At 54.7% G+C, this 21,027-nt stretch carries 18 protein-coding genes and 1 other RNA gene; 6 read left to right on the top strand and 13 right to left on the bottom strand.

What is annotated here, in order from left to right; all coding sequences use genetic code 11:
* Positions 1-2: 2 nt before the first annotated feature.
* Positions 3-581, bottom strand: coding sequence for a YecA family protein (locus tag LC417_RS14455; protein WP_022623836.1), 579 nt, complete (start codon positions 579-581; stop codon positions 3-5).
* Between the two features lie 170 nt (positions 582-751).
* Here LC417_RS14455 and zapA point away from each other — a divergent pair, with 170 nt between their 5' ends.
* The 3 genes from zapA (at position 752) to LC417_RS14470 (ending at position 1,989) form a co-directional block, all read left to right on the top strand.
* Positions 752-1,081: a cell division protein ZapA gene (zapA, locus tag LC417_RS14460; RefSeq protein WP_008925677.1), complete on the top strand. Its 330-nt coding sequence runs from the start codon at positions 752-754 to the stop codon at positions 1,079-1,081.
* 39 nt (positions 1,082-1,120) lie between these two features.
* Positions 1,121-1,303, top strand: a non-coding RNA gene (gene ssrS / locus LC417_RS14465) — 6S RNA.
* A gap of 92 nt (positions 1,304-1,395) precedes the next feature.
* Complete coding sequence (locus LC417_RS14470) at positions 1,396-1,989, top strand: 5-formyltetrahydrofolate cyclo-ligase (RefSeq protein ID WP_010671060.1); 594 nt, start codon at positions 1,396-1,398, stop codon at positions 1,987-1,989.
* Positions 1,990-2,333: 344 nt separating this feature from the next.
* Here LC417_RS14470 and serA read toward each other — a convergent pair whose 3' ends face one another.
* Entirely contained in the window at positions 2,334-3,572 is a 1,239-nt protein-coding gene (serA, locus tag LC417_RS14475) for a phosphoglycerate dehydrogenase (protein WP_010248817.1), read from the bottom strand.
* Between the two features lie 279 nt (positions 3,573-3,851).
* Complete coding sequence (gene rpiA, locus LC417_RS14480; RefSeq protein WP_010248819.1) at positions 3,852-4,511, bottom strand: ribose-5-phosphate isomerase RpiA; 660 nt, start codon at positions 4,509-4,511, stop codon at positions 3,852-3,854.
* 182 nt (positions 4,512-4,693) lie between these two features.
* On the opposite strand from rpiA, the gene LC417_RS14485 reads away from it, so the two are divergent.
* Positions 4,694-5,599 carry a LysR family transcriptional regulator ArgP gene (locus LC417_RS14485; RefSeq protein WP_010248822.1) on the top strand — a complete coding sequence of 302 codons (906 nt, stop codon included), beginning with the start codon at positions 4,694-4,696 and terminating at the stop codon, positions 5,597-5,599.
* A 256-nt stretch (positions 5,600-5,855) separates the two neighbouring features.
* Here LC417_RS14485 and LC417_RS14490 read toward each other — a convergent pair whose 3' ends face one another.
* The 7 genes from LC417_RS14490 to tkt form a co-directional block, all read right to left on the bottom strand.
* A complete protein-coding gene (locus LC417_RS14490; RefSeq protein WP_192073216.1) occupies positions 5,856-6,578 on the bottom strand; it encodes an oxidative stress defense protein in 723 nt (240 codons plus the stop codon).
* Between the two features lie 143 nt (positions 6,579-6,721).
* The gene (argO, locus tag LC417_RS14495) at positions 6,722-7,345 is read right to left on the bottom strand and encodes an arginine exporter ArgO (RefSeq protein WP_187506037.1); all 624 of its coding nucleotides are present in this window, start codon (positions 7,343-7,345) and stop codon (positions 6,722-6,724) included.
* Between the two features lie 124 nt (positions 7,346-7,469).
* Positions 7,470-8,351 (bottom strand): small-conductance mechanosensitive channel MscS, encoded by an 882-nt coding sequence (mscS, locus tag LC417_RS14500; RefSeq protein WP_022623840.1) that lies wholly within the window; start codon positions 8,349-8,351, stop codon positions 7,470-7,472.
* Positions 8,352-8,541: 190 nt separating this feature from the next.
* Positions 8,542-9,621, bottom strand: coding sequence for a class II fructose-bisphosphate aldolase (fbaA, locus tag LC417_RS14505; protein ID WP_010248835.1), 1,080 nt, complete (start codon positions 9,619-9,621; stop codon positions 8,542-8,544).
* Positions 9,622-9,726: 105 nt separating this feature from the next.
* Entirely contained in the window at positions 9,727-10,890 is a 1,164-nt protein-coding gene (pgk, locus tag LC417_RS14510; protein WP_010248837.1) for a phosphoglycerate kinase, read from the bottom strand.
* Positions 10,891-10,941: 51 nt separating this feature from the next.
* The gene (gene epd, locus LC417_RS14515; protein ID WP_223566069.1) at positions 10,942-11,961 is read right to left on the bottom strand and encodes an erythrose-4-phosphate dehydrogenase; all 1,020 of its coding nucleotides are present in this window, start codon (positions 11,959-11,961) and stop codon (positions 10,942-10,944) included.
* A 313-nt stretch (positions 11,962-12,274) separates the two neighbouring features.
* Positions 12,275-14,269: a transketolase gene (gene tkt, locus LC417_RS14520; RefSeq protein WP_010248841.1), complete on the bottom strand. Its 1,995-nt coding sequence runs from the start codon at positions 14,267-14,269 to the stop codon at positions 12,275-12,277.
* Between the two features lie 271 nt (positions 14,270-14,540).
* Here tkt and LC417_RS14525 point away from each other — a divergent pair, with 271 nt between their 5' ends.
* Positions 14,541-15,296: a M48 family metallopeptidase gene (locus tag LC417_RS14525; RefSeq protein ID WP_031592558.1), complete on the top strand. Its 756-nt coding sequence runs from the start codon at positions 14,541-14,543 to the stop codon at positions 15,294-15,296.
* A gap of 55 nt (positions 15,297-15,351) precedes the next feature.
* On the opposite strand, the gene LC417_RS14530 is transcribed toward LC417_RS14525, so the two are convergent.
* From LC417_RS14530 to speA, 3 genes are all read right to left on the bottom strand, one after another.
* Positions 15,352-15,762, bottom strand: a complete 411-nt coding sequence (locus LC417_RS14530) for a YidB family protein (protein WP_010248845.1) — start codon at positions 15,760-15,762, stop codon at positions 15,352-15,354.
* A 197-nt stretch (positions 15,763-15,959) separates the two neighbouring features.
* The gene (speB, locus tag LC417_RS14535) at positions 15,960-16,880 is read right to left on the bottom strand and encodes an agmatinase (RefSeq protein WP_010248847.1); all 921 of its coding nucleotides are present in this window, start codon (positions 16,878-16,880) and stop codon (positions 15,960-15,962) included.
* A gap of 169 nt (positions 16,881-17,049) precedes the next feature.
* Entirely contained in the window at positions 17,050-19,026 is a 1,977-nt protein-coding gene (speA, locus tag LC417_RS14540) for a biosynthetic arginine decarboxylase (RefSeq protein ID WP_010248849.1), read from the bottom strand.
* An 843-nt stretch (positions 19,027-19,869) separates the two neighbouring features.
* Between speA and metK the strand changes: the two genes are divergently transcribed.
* The gene (gene metK, locus LC417_RS14545) at positions 19,870-21,021 is read left to right on the top strand and encodes a methionine adenosyltransferase (RefSeq protein ID WP_010248851.1); all 1,152 of its coding nucleotides are present in this window, start codon (positions 19,870-19,872) and stop codon (positions 21,019-21,021) included.
* The last annotated feature ends 6 nt before the right edge of the window (positions 21,022-21,027 follow it).

The raw sequence follows: 21,027 nt of genomic DNA on the forward strand, positions 1-21,027 counted from the left end.
AATTAGTGTAGCGTCGGTTTTTGCACTTCTGGCGCGGTTGGCTGCGGGCGGGTGAACGTATCGTGGCACAGCAGCGCGGCGACACGAACGTACTCAATCACCTCCTCCAGCGACTGCTCCAGCTCCTCCTGGTCTTCATCTTCTTCGTAACCGAGCTGTGCGATGGTGCGCAGATCATCGATTGCTTCGCCGGTTTCGCCGGTGACTTTATCCAGTTTAGGCTGTGTTACGCCCAGGCCAAGCAGAAAATGGTTAACCCAGCCCGCCAGCGCGTCGGCACGGTCAAAGACGGTGATGTCGTCGTCAGCAGGCAGCAGCAGCTGAAACAGGAAGCCTTCATCTTCCAGCGTAGTCGCCGTATGCTCGTGTAGTTCCGCCAGTGGCACGGCAAGAGTGTGTGAAAACGCCATGCCTTCGTTAGCCAGATCGTGCACCAGCGTCTTCCAGCTGGTGTCCTGGTTACCACCGCAGAGGATCCCGCTCAGCAGGCCGTGCATTTCTGCGGGCGTCATTCCAACACCCTGCTGTGAGAGCACCGCCGCGAGCGCGTTGTAATCGGGGGTTGCGTTCTGTAAGGACATAAGTTTTCATCGTCGTTGGCAGAATAAGTTCGTGTTATGCTACCACTAGCTGCCTCAAGGTTTCCAGAAAAGGGGTTGTATCTTATTTCGTGGGTCTATATAGTTGCCCGCCTCCCAAGCCATTGACTGCTAAGGGAGTTGCGAGCGAAGTAATCAGTCAGGAAGGTGGCATGTCTGCACAACCGGTAGATTTACAAATTTTTGGTCGTTCGTTGAGAGTAAATTGTCCGCCAGAGCAGCAAGATGCGCTCAATAGCGCGGCTGAAGATCTCAATCAACGGTTGCAAGATCTAAAAGTTCGCACTAGAGTCACCAATACAGAACAACTGGTGTTCATCGCCGCGTTAAACGTCTGCCACGAGCTGGCGCAAGAGAAAGTGAAAACGCGCGATTATGCTGCTAATATGGAACAGCGTATCCGTATGTTGCAGCAGACGATTGAACAGGCATTAGTTGAGCAGGGTCGCATCTCTGAGCGTGAGGGTGCGAAGTTCGAATAAAACTTCATGGTTGCTATACTTAAGTAACGGTGAGGTAAATTTTCTCTGAGATGTTTGCATGTGGGCCAGTCCCCTGAGCCGATATTTCGAAAAAACAGAATGTGACGCTCGTAACCTGTGTGCATGCTCGGTTCGTCCGAGAAGCCTGATGGTTATGACGGCATGTTCACCTTGAACCAAGGGTTCAAGGGTTACAGCCTACGGCGGCATCTCGGAGATCTCTCTTCCTGTAGTCCTGCTTTTTTCCCCTGACTGACATGTTATAGTCGCTCAACAGCGACTTATCCGGCGGGGAAATCATGTCTGAACCTTCCATGTCTGAACCTTCAATGACCCAGCGTCAGGCGATTCGCCAGCATGTGCGACATCTGCGACGGGCACTTACCGATGAGCAGCAAACGCAGGCCGCTGAGCAGCTCGCTGAACATGCGCTCAACTACGCCCCGGTGACTGAAGCGCGCAATATCGCCCTGTTTCTGTCGGTGGATGGCGAACTGAATACCCGCCCGCTGATTGCCCGCCTCTGGCATCTGAAGAAAACGGTCTGTCTGCCGGTTTTACACCCCTTCTCTCCCGGTAATTTGTTGTTTCTGCGCTACTCGCCCGATACTCCATTGCTCAAAAATAAGCTGCGCATTCCTGAACCGCCGCTGGATATCCGGCAGGTGATTACCCTTGATCAACTGGATCTGATGATGGTGCCGCTGGTGGCGTTTGATCAGCATGGACAGCGTCTGGGGATGGGCGGCGGCTTTTATGATCGCACCCTGCAGAACTGGCGGCAGCACGGTTTTTTGCCGGTGGGCCTGGCACACGATTGTCAGCAGGTCGATAGCCTGCCGGTGGCAGAATGGGATGTGCCGTTGCCGGCGGTAATGACGCCGTCAAAACTCTGGCAGTGGGAGTAGAAGAGTCGCTTTTGCAGACAAGTGAAAACCCACATCCGGGCGCATCTGGCTGCAATGAAATAGCTCAACGCGCAGGGAACATGGTCATAAGAGGAAAGCGTCCCGCCGCCCGGATAAAAACGCCGGGAGCGTTTTTGAACAACGCCACGCGTTGGCCCGGTTACGGGCGCACCTCAGGGATGAGGTGCGTAATCGCGCGGGCCGGACATGCCATGGATGGCGGCTTTTGCGTCTTTCCGATCTGACCGTGTTCTCTTCGCAGTCTCGGTCTTACAGCAAATCGGGACAGCCTGTATTAACTACCTGAAGAGACGCAACTAAGCGCCTGTTCAGGTTGGTAGCGCTTAGTAAAGCAGACGGGCGCGGATAGTACCCGGAATCGCCTTCATCAGTTGCAGCGCGTTCTCAGCCACTTCCGGCTCTGCATCAATGTCGATCACCACATAGCCCATAAACGGCGAGGTTTGCAGATACTGGGCGGCGATGTTGATGCCCTGCTCGGCAAAAATCTGGTTGATGGCCGTCAGCACGCCAGGGCGGTTCTCATGGATATGCAGCAGACGACTGGCGCTGATACCGTGAATCGGCAGTGACACTTCAGGGAAGTTAACAGCCGAGAGAGTCGAGCCGTTATCGGAGTATTTCGCCAGCTTGCCCGCCACTTCAATGCCGATGTTCTCCTGCGCTTCTTCCGTCGAGCCGCCAATGTGCGGCGTCAGGATCACGTTGTCGAACTCACTCAGTGGAGAGATAAACGGCTCGCTGTTGGTAGCTGGCTCGCTCGGGAAGACGTCGATGGCTGCGCCACCCACATGCTTGCTGGCCAGCGCATCGCACAGCGCCGGGATATCCACCACCGTGCCGCGTGAGGCGTTAATCAGCAGCGCGCCAGGCTTCATCTGCGCCAGCTGCTCTGCACCAATCATATCCTGTGTAGAGACGGTTTCCGGCACGTGCAGGCTGACCACATCGCTCATGTTGAGGAGATCGGCCAGATGGCGTACCTGCGTGGCATTACCCAGCGGCAGCTTGTTTTCAATGTCGTAGAAGAAAACATGCATACCCAGGCTTTCTGCCAGCACGCCCAGCTGCATTCCGATGTGGCCGTAACCGATAATACCCAGTTTTTTGCCACGCGCTTCAAATGAGCCTTTGGCAATCTTATTCCAGATGCCACGGTGTGCTTTCGCATTCGCTTCCGGGATGCCACGCAGCATCAGCAGCATCTCACCAATCACCAGCTCCGCAACCGAGCGGGTATTTGAGAACGGCGCATTGAACACGGGAATACCCCGGCTGGCAGCCGCCTGCAGATCAACCTGGTTGGTACCGATACAGAAACAGCCAACGGCGACCAGCTTTTCAGCCGCCGCAAAAATCTCTTCAGTGAGCTGGGAGCGGGAACGGATACCAATAAAGTGTGCATCACGGATCGATGCTTTTAACGCGTCGGAATCCAGTGCGCCCTTATGGAATTCGATGTTGGTATAACCTGCAGCCCGCAGGTTCTCCAGCGCGCTCTGATGGACACCTTCCACCAGCAGGAACTTAATCTTATCTTTTTCCAGTGATACCTTTGCCATTTCCCGATCCTATTCAGCATTCAATGAGGACTACCATAAGCCAGCCTTCTGTCAAAATATCAAAAAAATCGCGTCGGGCAATACAAACGATTGCCCGGCCGCCAGCACGGCAGCGGCTGACGGCAGCACATTGCCGGACAAAATAAGGAGGTCGGACTGGAAGAGAGAACGAACCCGCTGCCGATGACGGTTATGTGACATAAGTCACCAAATTTCACCGCAGCGAGAAAAGATGATTTGCAGGCAGAAATAACCGACGCCGCATCGACGCCGGACAGATCATTTTTTGATGGTTTTCACGCCATCAGGCCCGCCAATCAGTGCAATATCGGCACCACGCGCGGCAAAAAGGCCCACGGTAACGACGCCAGGCAAGGCGTTGATGGTTTTTTCCAGCTCAATGGGATCGAGAATGCGCAGATTATGCACATCGAGAATAATGTTGCCGTTATCGGTGACCACGTTCTGACGATACTCAGGCAAACCGCCCATTTTCACCAGCTGACGCGCCACATAACTGCGCGCCATCGGGATCACCTCGACCGGCAGCGGGAAACGGCCCAGCACATCGACCTCTTTTGAAGCGTCAGCGATACAGATAAAGGTTTCAGCCACGGCGGCCACGATCTTTTCGCGCGTCAGCGCCGCGCCGCCGCCTTTGATCATCTGCATCTGTGGGTTGATCTCATCCGCGCCATCTACGTACACCGACAGCAGGTCAATCTCGTTCAGGTCGAACACCTGAATACCCAGGCTCTTCAGCTTCTGGGTTGAGGCATCCGAGCTGGAGACGGCACCTTCAATCTGATGCCTGACCGTGGCAAGCGCATCGATAAAGTGGGCAGCGGTGGATCCGGTGCCCACACCAACAACGGTGCCCGGCTGCACGTACTCAAGTGCAGCCCAGCCAACGGCTTTTTTCAGTTCATCCTGGGTCATGGTATGTTTAAAACCTGTGCGACAACGAAGTGCGCGTAGTATAAAACAAGGCTTGCTGAAAATGCTCGGCTGACCGACGTGGATTTATCGCTTTGGAAGCCAGCCCACAAAAAACAAGAGAGCCATCACAGGTGATACTTTTGTGGCATAGTGACATCCATCCTGAAGGAGAGAGAAGAATAATGAAACGCCCGGATTATCGAACGCTTCAGGCGCTGGATTCAGTGATCCGCGAACGCGGATTTGAGCGTGCCGCTCAAAAATTATGTATCACCCAGTCAGCGGTTTCACAGCGTATCAAGCAGCTGGAGAATCTGTTTGGTCAGCCGCTGCTGGTGCGAACCGTGCCACCACGTCCGACCGAACAGGGTCAGAAACTGCTGGCGTTGCTGCACCAGGTGGAACTGCTGGAAGAGGAGTGGCTGGGCGATGAGAACAGTGGCACCACACCACTGCTGCTGTCGCTGGCGGTCAATGCCGACAGTCTGGCGACCTGGCTGCTGCCTGCGCTGAAAGATGTGCTGGCAGATTCCCCTGTACGCCTGAATCTGCAGGTCGAAGATGAAACCCGCACCCAGGAGCGTCTGCGTCGTGGTGAAGTGGTGGGTGCGGTGAGTATTCAGCCGCAGCCGCTGCCCAGTTGCCTAGTGGATCAGCTCGGTGCACTCGACTACCTGTTTGTGGCGTCGCGTGACTTTGCCGATCGCTTCTTCCCCAACGGCGTCACCCGCTCTGCCCTGCTGAAAGCGCCTGCGGTGGCGTTTGACCATCTTGATGATATGCATCAGGCCTTCCTGCAACAGAACTTTGATCTCTCACCGGGCAGTGTGCCCTGCCACATCGTGAACTCCTCTGAAGCCTTTGTGCAGATGGCGCGACAGGGTTCAACCTGCTGTATGATCCCGCATCTGCAGATTGAGCGTGAGCTGGCGAGCGGTGAGTTAATAGATCTGACGCCAGGCTTGTGTCAGCGCCGGATGCTCTACTGGCATCGTTTTGCGCCGGAAAGCCGGTTAATGCGTCGGGTGACCGATGCGCTGATTGCGCATGGACATCGGGTGCTGCGTCAGGATGACGTCGCAGCCTGAAAACAAAAACGGGGCGAAAGCCCCGTTTTGACTGCTGACAAATTATGCCCCGAACGGCTGTAAGGATGGATTGGCTCAGGGAACAAGGTCAGATCGGAAAGGCGCTTAAGCCAATCCCTGGCCGCTCGGCCCGCGCCGTCCATGGCGCGGGACGCTTTCCTCCTCTGACCATGTTCCCTTCGCTTTGAATTTATTCATTGCGGTCAGATCCTGAGATTCATCGGCAGTCTTAACGGGGCATCAGCCCCGTTTTGCACTATGGCGTATTGGGCTTGATCTCAAACACCACATCAACCTGATCGTCAAAGTTGATGCTCTGCTGATCGTAGGTCTCCTGCGCCGAGGTATCTGCCGCTGCAGCCGCTTTATACATACGGTTCATCGGCATCGGCTGATAGTTAGCGACCTGATAACGAATGCTGTAGATCGAACCCAGCTTGGCGTTAAAGCCTTCAGCCAGCTGTGATGCCTGCTGCGTCGCATTTTTAATCGCTGCTTTACGCGCCTGCTCTTTGTAACTCTCCGGATTTGCCACGCCTAACTCGACGCTACGCACCTCATTCAGACCGGACTTCAGCGCCCCGTCCAGCAGATCATTCAGCTTGTCCAGCTGACGCAGGGTTACCTGCACCTGACGCACCGCACGGTAGCCTTTCAGGACGGATTTACCCTCTTTGGTGTAATCGTACTCAGGCTGGGTGCTCAGGTTTGCCGCATCAATATCTTTCTTCTCAATGCCGTTTTTCTGCAGAAAATCGAAATATTGTGCAACCCGGCTATCCGCCTGCTTTTTCGCATCTGCGGCATCTTTTGACGACACGTTCACCACGATAGAGAGTGTGGCGATATCGGGACGGGCATCGACCGTTGCCTTGCCTGAGGTCACCACGTGTGGCCCGTTCGGTAACTCATCAGCGTGTACGCCAGGCAATGCCCCGGCGCTCATGATTACGGCCAGAGCCAATGCTTTCAGTTTCATGAAAGTCCTCCTTGAAAAGGTACTATGACGGCTTCCAACCGGCGAAGCCCAACAGCGCATCGGTATGCGCCATGCTTTGAGTGGTCATTATGGCAAAAGTTCGGCCTCCGCGCGGCAATAACCGCACCGGATCGACGTTGGGATCAAAATCCGGCAATGCCCTGGCGCGCCAGTTGCAGGGCGATAAACCACATTACCGCGCCTACCAGCAGGTTAATGATGCGCTGGGCTTTGGCGGTGCGCAGGCGTGGTGACAGCCAGGCGGCCAGCAGCGCCAGACCAAAGAACCACAGGATAGAGGCACTAATGGTGCCCAGCGCAAACCACTGACGCGCGGTGGTGGTCGGCAACTGACCGCCAAGACTGCCCAGTACCACAAAGGTATCGAGATAGACGTGCGGATTGAGCCAGGTCACTGCCAGCAGCGTCGCGATAATGCGTCCCCTGCTCTGCTTTAATGACTCACCATCCGCCAGATCGGCGTCGCCGCGAAAAGCGCTACGCAGTGCGCCCCAGCCATACCACAACAGAAAGGCTACGCCCGCCCAGGTGATGACCATCAGCAGCAGTGGAGACTGGCTCAGCAAGGCGCTGCCGCCAAAGATCCCACCGCAAATCAGCAGAATATCGCTCAGCGAGCAGAGGGCCGCCGTCATCAGATGATACTGACGCTTCACGCCCTGATTCATCACAAAAGCGTTCTGCGGTCCCAGCGGCAGAATCAGCGCGGCGCCCAGGGCAAGCCCCTGAAAATAGAGAGATAACACAGGATTATTTCCTCACATCGTTAGAGGAGGAGAAGTATAAAGAGAGAGGATGATTAGCGGAAATTGAAAGAATTAATCTGCGATTAGCAAAATGAATGGGCGACAGACGCCGCCCACTGAAAAATTACTGTGGCTGAACCTGGGTTGCTTCTGCTTCAGGCGTCGGCTTCTGATGCAGATGCACATCCATCTGCGGATAAGGAATACCAATCCCTTTTCCATCCAGCGCACGCTTAAAGTTCTTCAGCAGATCCCAGTAAACGTCCTGCAGGTCGCCGCTGTTGCTCCAGCAACGCACCACAAAGTTCATAGAGGAGGCTGCCAGTTCGTTAAGACCGATCTGAATACCTTTATCTTTCAGCACGCGGCTATCCGCTTCAACAACCTGTTGCAGTAAGGCGATCACTTCATCCACATCCGCCTCGTAAGCCACGCCAATGATAAATTCATTACGTCGAACCGGTTCACGCGAGAAGTTGACGATGTTCCCGCTGATGATCTTGCCGTTTGGCACCACCACGATTTTGCCGTCTGCCGTTCTCAGCGTGGTGGAGAAAATCTGCACATGCAGCACGGTTCCCATAACGCCGCCCAGATCGACGAACTCGCCGGTGCGAAACGGACGGAAGGTGACCAGCAGAACGCCTGCAGCAAGGTTAGAGAGTGACCCCTGCAGCGCCAGACCCACGGCCAGACCCGCAGCACCCAGCACGGCAATCACCGAGGCGGTCTGCACACCGATGCGTCCCAGCGCTGCGATAACGGTGAAGGCGATAACCCCATAGCGCACCAGTGCGGAGAGGAAGTCCGCCACGGTAGCGTCTATGTGACGGGCGCGCAGCAGGCGATTTACGGCATTAGAAATGATACGGGCGATAATCATCCCGATAATAATGATGGCAATAGCTGCAACGATATTTACGGCATAGCTGATGATCAGCGCCTGATTGCGAACCAGCCAGTTACCTGCGTTGTTTAAGCCGTCGACGACGTGTAACTCTTCCATTAATAAGCCCTGTTGTTAGATTCCCACCGGGAATGAAAAAACTGCCAGATGACATCCGACACCCTGCCATCAAGGGTAATCAATTATCTCCTTAAGCGCCAAACCGACCGGCGTTTAACCCTGTTTTTCCAGAAATTGTGCATAAAAAAAGGCCCTTTCGGGCCTTTTTTGTACGGTAACGACTCTTCAGTTACAGCACGTCGACAGCGTTAAGCTCTTTGAAAGCCTGCTCCAGACGCACCACCATAGAGGCCTGGGCTGAACGCAGCCAGACGCGTGGGTCGTAGTATTTTTTGTTTGGCTTGTCAGCGCCTTCCGGGTTACCCAGCTGCGACTGCAGATAGCCTTCGTTCTTTTTGTAGTACTGCAGGATGCCGTCCCAGGTTGCCCATTGTGTATCGGTATCGATGTTCATCTTGATCACGCCGTAGCTGATAGACTCTTCGATTTCTGCAGCAGAAGAACCTGAACCGCCGTGGAAAACGAAGTCCAGCGCGTTGTGCGGCAGGCCATGTTTTTCACACACATATTTCTGCGAATCGCGCAGAATGGTCGGAGTCAGTTTCACGTTGCCTGGCTTGTAAACGCCGTGAACGTTACCGAATGATGCCGCAATGGTGAAGCGCGGGCTGATAGCATTCAGTTTTTCGTACGCGTAGTTCACATCTTCTGGCTGAGTGTAGAGTGCAGATGCGTCCATGTGGCTGTTATCAACGCCATCTTCTTCACCACCGGTGCAGCCCAGTTCGATTTCCAGCGTCATGTCGAGTTTCGCCATGCGCGCCAGATATTTGCTGCTGATCTCGATGTTCTCTTCCAGTGACTCTTCTGACAGGTCGATCATGTGAGAAGAGAAGAGTGGCTTACCGTTTTTCTGGAAGTACTCTTCACCTGCGTCCAGCAGACCGTCGATCCATGGCAGCAGTTTCTTGGCACAGTGGTCAGTGTGCAGGATAACCGGCACGCCATACTGCTCAGCCATCAGGTGAACATGGTGCGCACCCGCGATAGCGCCGAAAATTGCCGCGCCCTGTGGTTTGTCAGTCTTGAAGCCTTTACCCGCGATAAATGCAGCACCGCCGTTAGAGAACTGGATGATGATTGGCGCTTTAACTTTCGCCGCTGCTTCCAGTGCCGCATTGATGGAGTCGGTGCCGACGCAGTTTACGGCTGGCAGTGCGAATTTGTTCTCTTTCGCAACTTTGAAGATCTTCTGTACGTCATCACCAGTGACAACGCCGGGTTTTACGAAATCAAAAATTTTAGACATGATTGTGTCCTGTTTCGTGACCGTTGTTCCCCTTGAGGAACGTCGATTTAAACGCCCAGACGGGCAAGACTTCAGGCGATGCCGCCAGGCATCGCCCCCAAAGGATTACTGCTTCGCACGCTCTTCCAGCATGGCAACTGCAGGCAGTTTTTTGCCTTCCACGAACTCAAGGAACGCGCCGCCGCCGGTAGAGATGTAGGAAATTTTGTCTTCAATGCCGAACAGGTCGATAGCCGCTAAGGTATCGCCGCCGCCTGCAACAGAGAAGGCATCGCTGTCTGCAATGGCGTTAGCCACGATCTCGGTGCCTTTACGGAAATTAGGGAACTCAAACACGCCCACCGGGCCGTTCCACAGGATGGTTTTAGCATCCTTCAGGATGGCAGCCATCGCCTGTGCGGTTTCATCACCAAAGTCCATAATCTCTTCGTTATCCGCAACTTCCGAAACCTTTTTCACGGTAGCGGTCGCAGTTTCAGAGAATTCTGTGCCGACGCGTGAGTCAGTTGGAACCGGAATACCGTGCTGATCGCGCAGGCCTTTAGCCGCTTCAACGAAGTCTGGCTCATACAGAGATTTGCCGACGTTGTTGTCGATAGCGACGAAGGTGTTGGCAATGCCGCCGCCCACAATCACGGTGTCCGCGATTTTGACCAGAGATTGCAGCACATCAAATTTGGTAGAGACTTTAGAGCCCCCTACCACAGCCACCAGCGGACGCTCCGGGTTGCTCATGACTTTACCCAGCGCTTCCAGTTCTGCAGAGAGCAGCGGGCCAGCACAGGCGATAGGGGCAAATTTGCCGACGCCGTGGGTAGAAGCCTGCGCGCGGTGCGCGGTACCAAAGGCGTCCATCACAAATACGTCGCACAGAGCAGCATATTTTTTAGACAGTGCTTCGTCATCTTTCTTTTCGCCTTTGTTAAAGCGAACGTTTTCCAGCACAACCAGTTCGCCAGCGCCGACTTCAACGCCATCGAGGTAATCTTTTGCCAGGGTCACGGTGGTGCCGCTAAGCTTGTCTTTCAGGTAGTTAACTACCGGCAGCAGCGAGAACTCTTCATTGTATTCACCTTCGGTCGGACGACCCAGGTGAGAGGTAACCATTACTTTCGCGCCCTGTTTCAACGCCGCTTCAATGGTTGGCAGAGAAGCACGGATACGTGCATCAGACGTCACTTTACCTTCTTTAACCGGTACGTTCAAATCGGCACGGATCAGAACGCGTTTACCAGCCAGATCCAGATCGGTCATCTTAATTACAGACATGGTGAATCCTCTCGTTGATTCTCATAAGTTTTGCCAGACGCATACCGCGTCTTACCTGAAACCGCTTGCGGCCATCGCTAACGTCGTGTCGAGCATTCGGTTAGCAAAGCCCCATTCGTTGTCACACCAGACCAGGGTCTTGATAAGGTGTTGACCGCTGACCCGCGTTTGTGTTCCGTCCACAATGGCACTGTGCGGATCATGGTTAAAATCTACTGAGACTAACGGTAATTTCGTATAGTCAACTATACCACGAAATGTCCCTTCTGCCGCGCTTCGCAACAGGGTGTTAACTTCACACGCCGTCACCGCCTGATGCACAGAAACGCTGAGATCAATGGCCGTCACGTTAATCGTCGGAACGCGAACGGCTATCGCCTCGAAGCGATCGTTGAATTTCGGAAAAATACGGGTAATGCCAGCCGCCAGGCGAGTGTCCACCGGGATGATCGACTGACTGGCTGCACGCGTACGGCGCAGATCGCTGTGATAGGCGTCGATCACCTGCTGATCGTGCATCGCCGAGTGGATCGTGGTGACGGTGCCGGATTCGATACCAAACGCATCATCCAGCAGTTTAATCACCGGGATAATGCAGTTAGTGGTACAGGAAGCGTTGGAGACGATGCGGTCACTGGCGGTGAGTAACTGCTGGTTAACGCCATACACCACTGTGGCGTCGAGATCGTTTCCGCCGGGATGAGAGAACAGCACTTTTTTGGCGCCAGCCTGAAGATGCGCTTCGCCATCAGCGCGTGAGCCATAGACGCCGGTGCAGTCCAGCACCACATCCACGTCGAGTTCACGCCACGGCAGATCGGCAATGGCTGCACGGTGCAAAATGCGCAGGGTATCGCCACCCACCCACATTACATCGCGCTCCTGGCGGACATCGAAAGCAAAACGGCCATGGCTGGTATCGTATTTCAGCAGATGCGCCATACCGGTGGCTTCTGCCAGCTCGTTAATCGCGACCACGGTGATCTCTGCACGTCGACCCGTTTCATACAGCGCGCGCAGGACGTTGCGTCCAATCCGGCCAAAACCATTTATCGCTACCCGTACCGTCATTTCTCTCCTGCCACGTCAGACTGAAAAAAACGTGCCGTTAGCCTGAGCGTTTCACTGCATTTTGTACAGGAGATTCTTACCCGGCATTGTCCGAAACCAGGGCGATTTGCCTGGCGACTGAAACGGTTCAGCTACAATAATAGAAGGAAGGAATAACAGGAATGATTGTGATCAATCTGGCTGCTTAAATTTGGATCTGCGTCACAAATTAAGGCAAAAGGCGGTTATTACTGCAGGAATAAAAAATAAAAGGGACGAAAATTTCGTCCCTCTGTTTTTACAGCCGGGCGGGAACAGGCCCGCCTGACCGGTTTTACGCCAGCAGCGCTTTCGCTTTCGCGACGACGTTGTCGACGGTAAAGCCAAACAGTTCGAACAGCTGATCGGCAGGTGCAGATTCGCCGAAGCTGGTCATGCCCACGATAGCGCCGTTCAGGCCGGTGTATTTGAACCAGTAATCAGCGATGCCCGCTTCGATTGCGACGCGTGCGCTGACCGCTTTTGGCAACACGGATTCACGGTACTCATCACTCTGCTTGTCGAAGGCATCCGTTGATGGCATAGAGACCACGCGCACTTTGCGGCCTTCGCTGGTGAGTTTGTCCCAGGCACCGACAGCCAGCTCAACTTCGGAACCGGTGGCGATCAGGATCAGCTCAGGCGTGCCATCGCAATCTTTCAGCACGTAACCGCCGCGCGCTACGTTAGCCAGCTGTGCCGTGTCACGATCCTGCTGCGCCAGGTTCTGACGGGAGAAGATCAGCGCAGTCGGGCCATCTTTACGCTCAATGGCATATTTCCACGCCACCGCGGATTCAACCTGGTCACATGGACGCCACAGGCTCATGTTTGGCGTGGTGCGCAAGCTCGCCATCTGTTCAACCGGCTGGTGCGTCGGGCCATCTTCGCCCAGACCGATAGAGTCGTGGGTGTAGACCATGATCTGACGGATCTTCATCAGTGCCGCCATACGCGCTGCGTTACGCGCATATTCAACAAACATCAGGAAGGTCGCGGTGTAAGGCAGGAAGCCGCCGTGCAGCGCCAGGCCATTGGCGATTGCGGTCATACCGAACTCACGCACGCCGTAGTGGATGTAGTTACCCGCAGCATCTTCGTTGATCGGCTTAGAGCCAGACCAGATTGTCAGGTTGCTGGGTGCCAGATCGGCTGAGCCGCCCAGGTATTCCGGCAGAATTTTACCGAAAGCTTCAATAGCATTCTGTGAGGCTTTACGGCTGGCGATCTTCGCCGGGTTCGCCTGCAGCTGCTCAACGAACTTCTGCGACTCTTCCTGCCAGTTAGCTGGCAGTTCGTTGCTGACGCGGCGTTTAAACTCGGCAGCCAGTTCAGGATGAGCCTGTGCGTAAGCGGCGAATTTCTCATTCCATGCAGACTCTTTCGCCTGGCCCGCTTCTTTCGCGTCCCACTCAGCGTAGATATCAGAAGGAATTACGAACGGCGCGTGGGTCCAGCCCAGCTGTTTGCGGGTCAGTGCAACTTCATCATCACCCAGCGGTGCGCCGTGTGAATCATGGGTACCGGCTTTGTTCGGTGAACCAAAACCGATAACGGTTTTGCACATCAGCAGTGAAGGCTTGTCGCTGACGCTTTTCGCTTCTTCGATCGCTTTCGCAATCGCATCCGCATCGTGACCATCGACGCCGCGCACCACGTGCCAGCCATAAGCTTCAAAGCGCTTAGCGGTGTCGTCGGTGAACCAGCCATCAATGTGACCGTCGATAGAGATACCGTTGTCATCATAAAACGCCACCAGTTTGCCCAGCTTCAGCGTACCGGCCAGTGAGCAGACTTCGTGCGAGATACCTTCCATCATGCAGCCATCACCCATGAAGACATAGGTGTTGTGGTCTACGATGTCATGACCCGGACGGTTGAACTGTGCTGCCAGCGTGCGCTCAGCAATGGCAAAACCTACTGCGTTAGCGATGCCCTGCCCCAGCGGACCGGTAGTGGTTTCAACGCCCACGGTGTAGCCATATTCCGGGTGACCTGGAGTTTTTGAGTGCAGCTGACGGAAGTTTTCCAGTTCGCTCAGGGGCAGATCGTAGCCGGTCAGGTGCAACAGGCTATAGATCAGCATTGAGCCGTGACCGTTAGAGAGCACGAAACGGTCGCGGTCAGCCCACAGCGGGTTGGTTGGGTTGTGGTTCAGGTAGCCGCGCCAGAGTACTTCAGCGATGTCCGCCATGCCCATTGGGGCACCCGGATGTCCCGATTTCGCTTTCTGTACTGCATCCATACTTAACGCACGAATGGCGTTGGCAAGCTCTTTACGAGAGGGCATTTTCTACTCCAGGTCGGATTAATGCTTCGCACCTTAACTTATTGTTATTAATGAGTTACCGGGCAAAACAAGGAAAAAGTTGCCCATCAATGTACATGAGAAACGGGGCAAAAGTACATGCTGTAAAACGCTAAATGCAGCCGCTTCGTATGGCTTTTCCAGCCATATCTGCTAGCAAAGTGCAGACTGGCACGCTATAACCAAATCGTTTATTCACCTGTCTGAGTTTCAGGTGTTTGTTTTTCTTACCTTGTTATGAATGGGATACAGCATGAAAATCAAAAAAATGGTGTTAGCGCTTGGACTGACGACGCTGCTCAGTGGCTGTCAGGGTTTAGACAACAATGCGCTGATGCAGTCGGGCGCGCAGGCGTATCAGGCTTATACCCTCAGCGACGATCAGGTAAAGCAGCTGAGCGATAAATCCTGTGAGCAGATGGACAAAGATAATCAGATTGCGCCTGCTAACAGTGATTATCAGCAGCGTCTGAACAAGATCGCGGCGGCGCTGGGTGATAACATCAACGGCGTACCGGCTAACTACAAAGTTTATCAGACCAAAGATGTCAACGCCTGGGCGATGGCAAATGGCTGTATTCGTGTTTACAGCGGTCTGATGGATATGATGACTGACAATGAAGTGGAAGGCGTGCTGGGTCATGAGATGGGCCACGTCGCGTTAGGTCATACGCGCAAGGCGATGCAACTGGCATATGCCACAACCGCGGCCCGCACCGCAGCCGCCTCGGTTGGCGGTGTGATTGGTTCACTGTCGCAGTCGCAGCTGGGTGAAATGGGTGAAAAACTGGTGAATGCGCAATTCTCCCAGACGCAGGAATCACAGGCGGATGACTACTCCTACGACCTGATGAAGAAGCGCAATATCGATCCAATGGGCCTGGCCACCAGCTTTGAAAAGCTGGCGAAGATGGAACAGGGACGTCAGAGTTCGATGTTTGACTCGCATCCCGCCTCTGAAGCGCGCGCCGCGCATATTCGTGAGCGAATTGCTGCCGACAGCAAGTAATTCCGCCTCTGAGCGCGCATGCATCCGGCGTGCGCGCTTAGCCGTGCGAAGTCCGCTAGCGCTTAAATATCTGATCCACCATCGAGCCCAGATCCAGCTTATTGTCATGCAGCGCCTGTTCATCCATGTGTCCCTGCGGCGACATTTTATCAATCAGCTGCGGCAATAGCGCGGCCAGCGTACCCGATGCACCTTTCACATCGGTGCCGAGTTTGTCGGCCAGTGACTGCAGTTCATCCTGACCAAAAGCAGACTGAATCTCACTGTGGCCAACCGGATGGTTATCGCCGGTGCCGATCCAGGAACCAAACACCTCACCCAGCCCGCCCTGCTGGAATTTTTGCAGCAGCACTTCAATACCGCCCTGCTCCTGCACCCAATGCCAGACAGCCTGTAACTGTCCCGGCGGATGCCCTTCACTCTGGTTGCCATCCAGTGCGCCAGCCAGTTCATCAAGAAAGCCCATGATTATCTCCACTACGCCATTTTTACGCTGTAAGTTTAGTTGCAGATAGGGGTTCGCGCCTGACGGTTACCCGTCGGGGTCAGAAGGGAATCGATCGGATCATGGCAAAGAGAGGAAGATCACAGCAGCGGCGTCTGCCCGATGGACAGGACGCCGCGTTCAGCGCCTGCCGGACTGAAGCCGACAGGCAGCAGGCATCAGCCTTTGTTTACAGCCTGAACATGCAGCATATCCAGCGCCAGCGTAGCCGCTGCCAGTGCCGTCAGATCAGCATGATCGTAACCCGGTGCGACTTCCACCAGATCCATGCCGACAATGTTCATGCCCTGCAGGCCACGGATCAGCTTGGTCGCTTTATCGGTGGTCAGCCCGCCAATCACCGGCGTGCCGGTGCCAGGCGCATGCGCCGGATCCAGACAGTCGATATCGAAGGTCAGATAGACCGGCAGATCGCCGACGGTGCGTTTCACTTCGGCGAGAATATCGTCAACGCTGCGATCGTTGACCTGCGCCGCATCCAGCACGTTGAAGCCCAGGCTCTTGTCGAATTCGGTGCGGATACCAATCTGCACTGAGTGCTGCGGATCGATCAGACCCTCTTTCGGCGCGGTAAAGAACATGGTGCCGTGGTCAAAGGTCGGGCCGTTGGAGTAGGTGTCGGTATGCGCATCAAAGTGCACCAGCGCCATCTTGCCAAAGTGTTTTGCATGGGCGCGCAGCAGTGGCAGTGTGACATAGTGGTCGCCGCCAAAGGTCATCATGCGCTTGCCATTGGCCAGCAGTTTTTCAGCATGGGCCTGCAATTTGTCGGAGAGATCCTGCGAATCACCGAAGGCGTAAACCAGATCGCCGCAATCGACGACGTTCAGACGCTGACGCAGGTCGAAATCCCACGGCCAGCGGCAGCCTTCCCAGGCCAGATTGGTGGAGATCTGGCGAATCGCGCCCGGACCCAGGCGGCTGCCCGGACGACCCGAGGTCGCGGCATCAAACGGCACGCCGGTGATAACCCACTCGGCGTCGCTGTCGTAAGGCTGAAAATTCAGCGGAAAACGCATGAAACCAAAGGCGTTAGAAACCAGGGAGTTGTCGTACTGATTGCCAAGCGTGTTATACATAATTGCTCTCTCTATGTGCGTAAGTCGGGCCAGCCCGCAAACCATTAAGGTTGAGATGAAAAAAATCCCCTCCGCGTCGTTAGGCCCGACGAGGAAGGGATTGAGTGAGTCAGATTATCGACATAGTTAACGGCAACTGCAATATGCGATTACCGGTCGCCATAATCGATTATTCATCTTCTAAATAGGTATAGCCGTAAAGGCCGCTCTCGAACTCTTCCAGGAACTGCGCGCGCAGCTCTTCGTCGAGATCGGATGCCTGAACCTGATTGCGGAACAGCGCCATCAGCTCGTTGGGATCAAGCTGCACGTAACGCAGCATGTCCGCCACGGTGTCGCCTTCATCGGAGAGCTGCACTTCCACATCGCCATTTTCGCGTGCGTAGACATCCACCGCTTCGGTGTCACCAAACAGGTTATGCATGTTGCCCAGAATTTCCTGATAAGCGCCCACCATAAAGAAGCCTAGCATTGGCGGGTTATCAAGGTCATATTCCGGCATCGGCATGGTCGTCGCGATACCGTCGCCATCCACGTAGTGATCGATGGTGCCATCGGAGTCACAGGTGATGTCGAGCAGCACGGCACGGCGCTCCGGCTTCTTGTTCAGCCCTTCCAGCGGCAGTACCGGGAACAGCTGATCGATACCCCACGCATCCGGCATTGACTGGAACAGCGAGAAGTTAACGTAAATCTTATCCGCCATCCGCTCCTGCAGTTCGTCGATGATTGGACGGTGTGCACGGTTGCTCGGATCGAGATGCTGCTGAATATAGTGGCAGATGCTCAGATAGAGCTGCTCAGCCCATGAACGCTGCTTGAGATCGTAGGTGCCTGACGAGTAGCCGGTATGGATATCAAACAGATCCATCTGGCTGTCATGCAGCCATTCACGCAGCGAACGGCGGGTACTTGGCTCGTGCATCTCCTGCCAGGTTTCCCACATGCTGAGGATCGGGCGCGGCGCATCCGCATCCGGCGTTTCAGGTTCGCTGAACTCGTTGCGCTCCACCCCAATGATGTTGGAGACCAGCACCGTGTGGTGCGCGGTTACCGCACGGCCCGACTCGGTGATCACCGTCGGATGCTCCAGACCGTGCTCATCACAGGCAGCACCAATCGCCCAGATTACGTTGTTGGCATACTCATTCAGGCCGTAGTTGACCGAGCAGTCAGACTGCGAGCGCGTTCCTTCGTAATCGACGCCCAGACCGCCGCCGACGTCGAAACACTTGATGTTGACGCCCAGCTTGGCCAGTTCGACATAGAAGCGCGCCGACTCACGCACGCCGGTGGCGATATCGCGGATGTTGGACATCTGCGAGCCCAGATGGAAATGCAGCAGCTGCAGGCTGTCGATGCGACCCGCTTCACGCATGATCTCAACCAGTTTCAGCACCTGGGTGGCTGACAGGCCAAACTTCGACTTTTCGCCGCCGCTCGACTGCCATTTACCGGAGCCCTGCGAAGCCAGACGCGCACGGATACCAAGACGCGGCACCACATTCAGACGCTCTGCTTCTTCCAGCACCAGCCGCACTTCGGTCATCTTCTCCAGCACCAGATAGACCTTATGGCCCATCTTCTCACCGATCAGCGCCAGACGAATATATTCGCGATCTTTATAGCCGTTACAGACGATCACCGAACGGGTCTGACCGGCGTGCGCCAGCACCGCCATCAGCTCGGCTTTTGAGCCCGCTTCCAGTCCCAGCGGTTCGCCGGAGTGGATCAGTGACTCAATCACGCGTTTGTGCTGGTTAACTTTAATCGGGTAAACCAGGAAGTAGTCGCCTTTGTAACCGTAGGATTCACGCGCACGTTTAAAGGCGGCGTTAATGGAACGCAGACGGTGTTGCAGGATCTGCGGGAAGCAGAATAAAGCAGGCAGACGCTGGCCCTGCGCTTCGCGCTCTTTGACCAGACGAGCTAAATCGACGCGCACGTCAGGACGATCCGGATCGGGACAGACACTGATGTGGCCCAGTTCGTTAACGTCGTAATAGTTGTTGCCCCACCAGGCGATGTTGTACGTACGCAACATTTTGCTCGCATCCTGATCGTTCATTGCAACCTCCTGCATGGAGCGGAGTGTACCCTGTTCGCCAGCTGACGAACCTTTGATATTCTTCATGTCGTCAGACATCGCGAACCTCAATTTTCCGTTGAAAGATGAAACTGTTAACCGGCTTTATGGCCGCTAATCTGAAAACCTGTTGCCACATTAAACGCAATGTCCTGTTCACCTGACGTTGCCGTCAGCGCGATTCACGCATGAGAGTTAAGTGTAAAACACCCGGGCCATCTCCGTTTAAACAGAGAACATTTAACTGATCTGTATTGACCATGGATAACCTGCGTCGTTCCGCTGCGCGAACGCAGAGAAGAGACAAAACCGATCGAGCAGAGATAAAGATTAGCCTGCGCCTGTGTCGGTAAAATTACCGCATCGGACATCGCGTCGGCAGGAAAGAGAAACAGATGGGAGGCAGGAGAGAGCCAGCGCAGCGCCGCAGCGCAGAGAACCGGAAGAAGAAAAAGCGTGGTTCATTACTTGTATCACCTCCGCATATGCCAGGGGCACATGGAAAACAACCTGGGTGAAAGCCAGACCAGAGTCTGACAGGCGCGACGCAAACAGTGGCGTCATCCTTGCTGCTGCTATCAAAGCAGCGGCGTTTTATACAGTTTACCGCCGTAAAATGCAAAAATATTATCGGGGAATTGCGTGTAGCGTCAGCAAATTATGCCGATAACAGAGACAGGTTAAATGCTGAAACAGAAAAAGGGCTGGTAATTGGTTTACCCTCTATCCTAAAATAGCCGTCCAGATGGTTTTCCATCTAAACAGGTTACTATCCAGGCGGTGTTGGCCTGCTGTGCTGACACAACCTCACTGCTCGCGGCTTTGCCTGAAGGGGCGTCAGGTCAGACCACCTCACTGGCGCTATGCAGTCGTACTCAAACCATATTTAAGGTAAAGAACAGAATGGCTAAACACCTTTTTACGTCCGAGTCTGTATCAGAAGGACATCCCGATAAAATCGCCGACCAGATCTCCGATGCTGTGCTGGATGCGATCCTTGAACAGGATCCTAAAGCGCGCGTGGCCTGCGAAACCTACGTTAAAACCGGTATGGTGCTGGTTGGCGGTGAAATCACCACCAGCGCCTGGGTTGATATCGAAGAGATCACCCGTAAAACCGTACGTGAAATCGGCTATGTCCATTCCGATATGGGCTTTGACGCCAACTCCTGCGCGGTATTAAGCGCGATTGGTAAACAGTCTCAGGATATCAATCAGGGCGTTGACCGTACCGATCCGCTGGAACAGGGCGCGGGCGACCAGGGCCTGATGTTCGGCTATGCCACTAACGAAACAGACGTGCTGATGCCTGCGCCGGTGACCTATGCGCACCGTCTGGTACAGCGTCAGGCTGAAGTGCGTAAAAACGGCACCCTGCCGTGGCTGCGCCCGGATGCCAAGAGCCAGGTCACTTTCCAGTATGACGATGGCAAAATCGTGGGCATCGATGCAGTTGTGCTCTCTACTCAGCACGCTGAATCTATCAGCCAGAAAGATCTGCAGGAAGCGGTGATGGAAGAGATCATCAAGCCGGTTCTGCCTGCAGAGTGGCTGAGCGCCTCGACCAAATATCACATCAACCCAACCGGTCGCTTTGTGATCGGCGGCCCGATGGGCGATTGCGGTCTGACCGGTCGTAAAATCATCGTAGACACCTACGGCGGTATGGCACGTCATGGTGGCGGTGCGTTCTCGGGTAAAGATCCATCTAAAGTTGACCGCTCTGCAGCCTATGCGGCGCGTTACGTGGCGAAAAACATCGTAGCAGCCGGCCTGGCTGACCGTTGTGAAATCCAGGTCTCCTACGCTATCGGCGTGGCTGAACCCACTTCTATCATGGTGGAAACCTTCGGTACCGAGAAAATCTCTACCGAACAGCTGACGCTGCTGGTGCGCGAGTTCTTCGACCTGCGTCCATATGGTCTGATCCAGATGCTGGATCTGCTGCACCCAATCTATAAAGAGACCGCAGCTTACGGTCACTTTGGTCGTGAACATTTCCCATGGGAAAAAACCGACAAAGCTGCCCTGCTGCGTGAAGCGGCTGGCCTGTAAGGTTAC

It is taken from the genome of Pantoea sp. OVA07A (assembly GCF_019969975.1).
Classification (GTDB): Bacteria; Pseudomonadota; Gammaproteobacteria; order Enterobacterales; family Enterobacteriaceae; genus Pantoea; species Pantoea agglomerans.

Excerpts from the sequence above, each read along its gene's own strand:
- LC417_RS14485 (WP_010248822.1), top strand. The coding sequence starts at position 4,694 with ATGAAACGCCCGGATTATCGAACGCTTCAGGCGCTGGATTCAGTGATC.
- LC417_RS14470 (WP_010671060.1), top strand. The coding sequence starts at position 1,396 with ATGTCTGAACCTTCAATGACCCAGCGTCAGGCGATTCGCCAGCATGTG.
- LC417_RS14490 (WP_192073216.1), bottom strand. The coding sequence starts at position 6,578 with ATGAAACTGAAAGCATTGGCTCTGGCCGTAATCATGAGCGCCGGGGCA.
- LC417_RS14530 (WP_010248845.1), bottom strand. The coding sequence starts at position 15,762 with ATGGGCTTTCTTGATGAACTGGCTGGCGCACTGGATGGCAACCAGAGT.
- speA (WP_010248849.1), bottom strand. The coding sequence starts at position 19,026 with ATGTCTGACGACATGAAGAATATCAAAGGTTCGTCAGCTGGCGAACAG.
- metK (WP_010248851.1), top strand. The coding sequence starts at position 19,870 with ATGGCTAAACACCTTTTTACGTCCGAGTCTGTATCAGAAGGACATCCC.
- zapA (WP_008925677.1), top strand. The coding sequence starts at position 752 with ATGTCTGCACAACCGGTAGATTTACAAATTTTTGGTCGTTCGTTGAGA.
- speB (WP_010248847.1), bottom strand. The coding sequence starts at position 16,880 with ATGTATAACACGCTTGGCAATCAGTACGACAACTCCCTGGTTTCTAAC.
- serA (WP_010248817.1), bottom strand. The coding sequence starts at position 3,572 with ATGGCAAAGGTATCACTGGAAAAAGATAAGATTAAGTTCCTGCTGGTG.
- mscS (WP_022623840.1), bottom strand. The coding sequence starts at position 8,351 with ATGGAAGAGTTACACGTCGTCGACGGCTTAAACAACGCAGGTAACTGG.
- fbaA (WP_010248835.1), bottom strand. The coding sequence starts at position 9,621 with ATGTCTAAAATTTTTGATTTCGTAAAACCCGGCGTTGTCACTGGTGAT.
- LC417_RS14525 (WP_031592558.1), top strand. The coding sequence starts at position 14,541 with ATGAAAATCAAAAAAATGGTGTTAGCGCTTGGACTGACGACGCTGCTC.
- LC417_RS14455 (WP_022623836.1), bottom strand. The coding sequence starts at position 581 with ATGTCCTTACAGAACGCAACCCCCGATTACAACGCGCTCGCGGCGGTG.
- pgk (WP_010248837.1), bottom strand. The coding sequence starts at position 10,890 with ATGTCTGTAATTAAGATGACCGATCTGGATCTGGCTGGTAAACGCGTT.
- epd (WP_223566069.1), bottom strand. The coding sequence starts at position 11,961 with ATGACGGTACGGGTAGCGATAAATGGTTTTGGCCGGATTGGACGCAAC.
- rpiA (WP_010248819.1), bottom strand. The coding sequence starts at position 4,511 with ATGACCCAGGATGAACTGAAAAAAGCCGTTGGCTGGGCTGCACTTGAG.
- tkt (WP_010248841.1), bottom strand. The coding sequence starts at position 14,269 with ATGCCCTCTCGTAAAGAGCTTGCCAACGCCATTCGTGCGTTAAGTATG.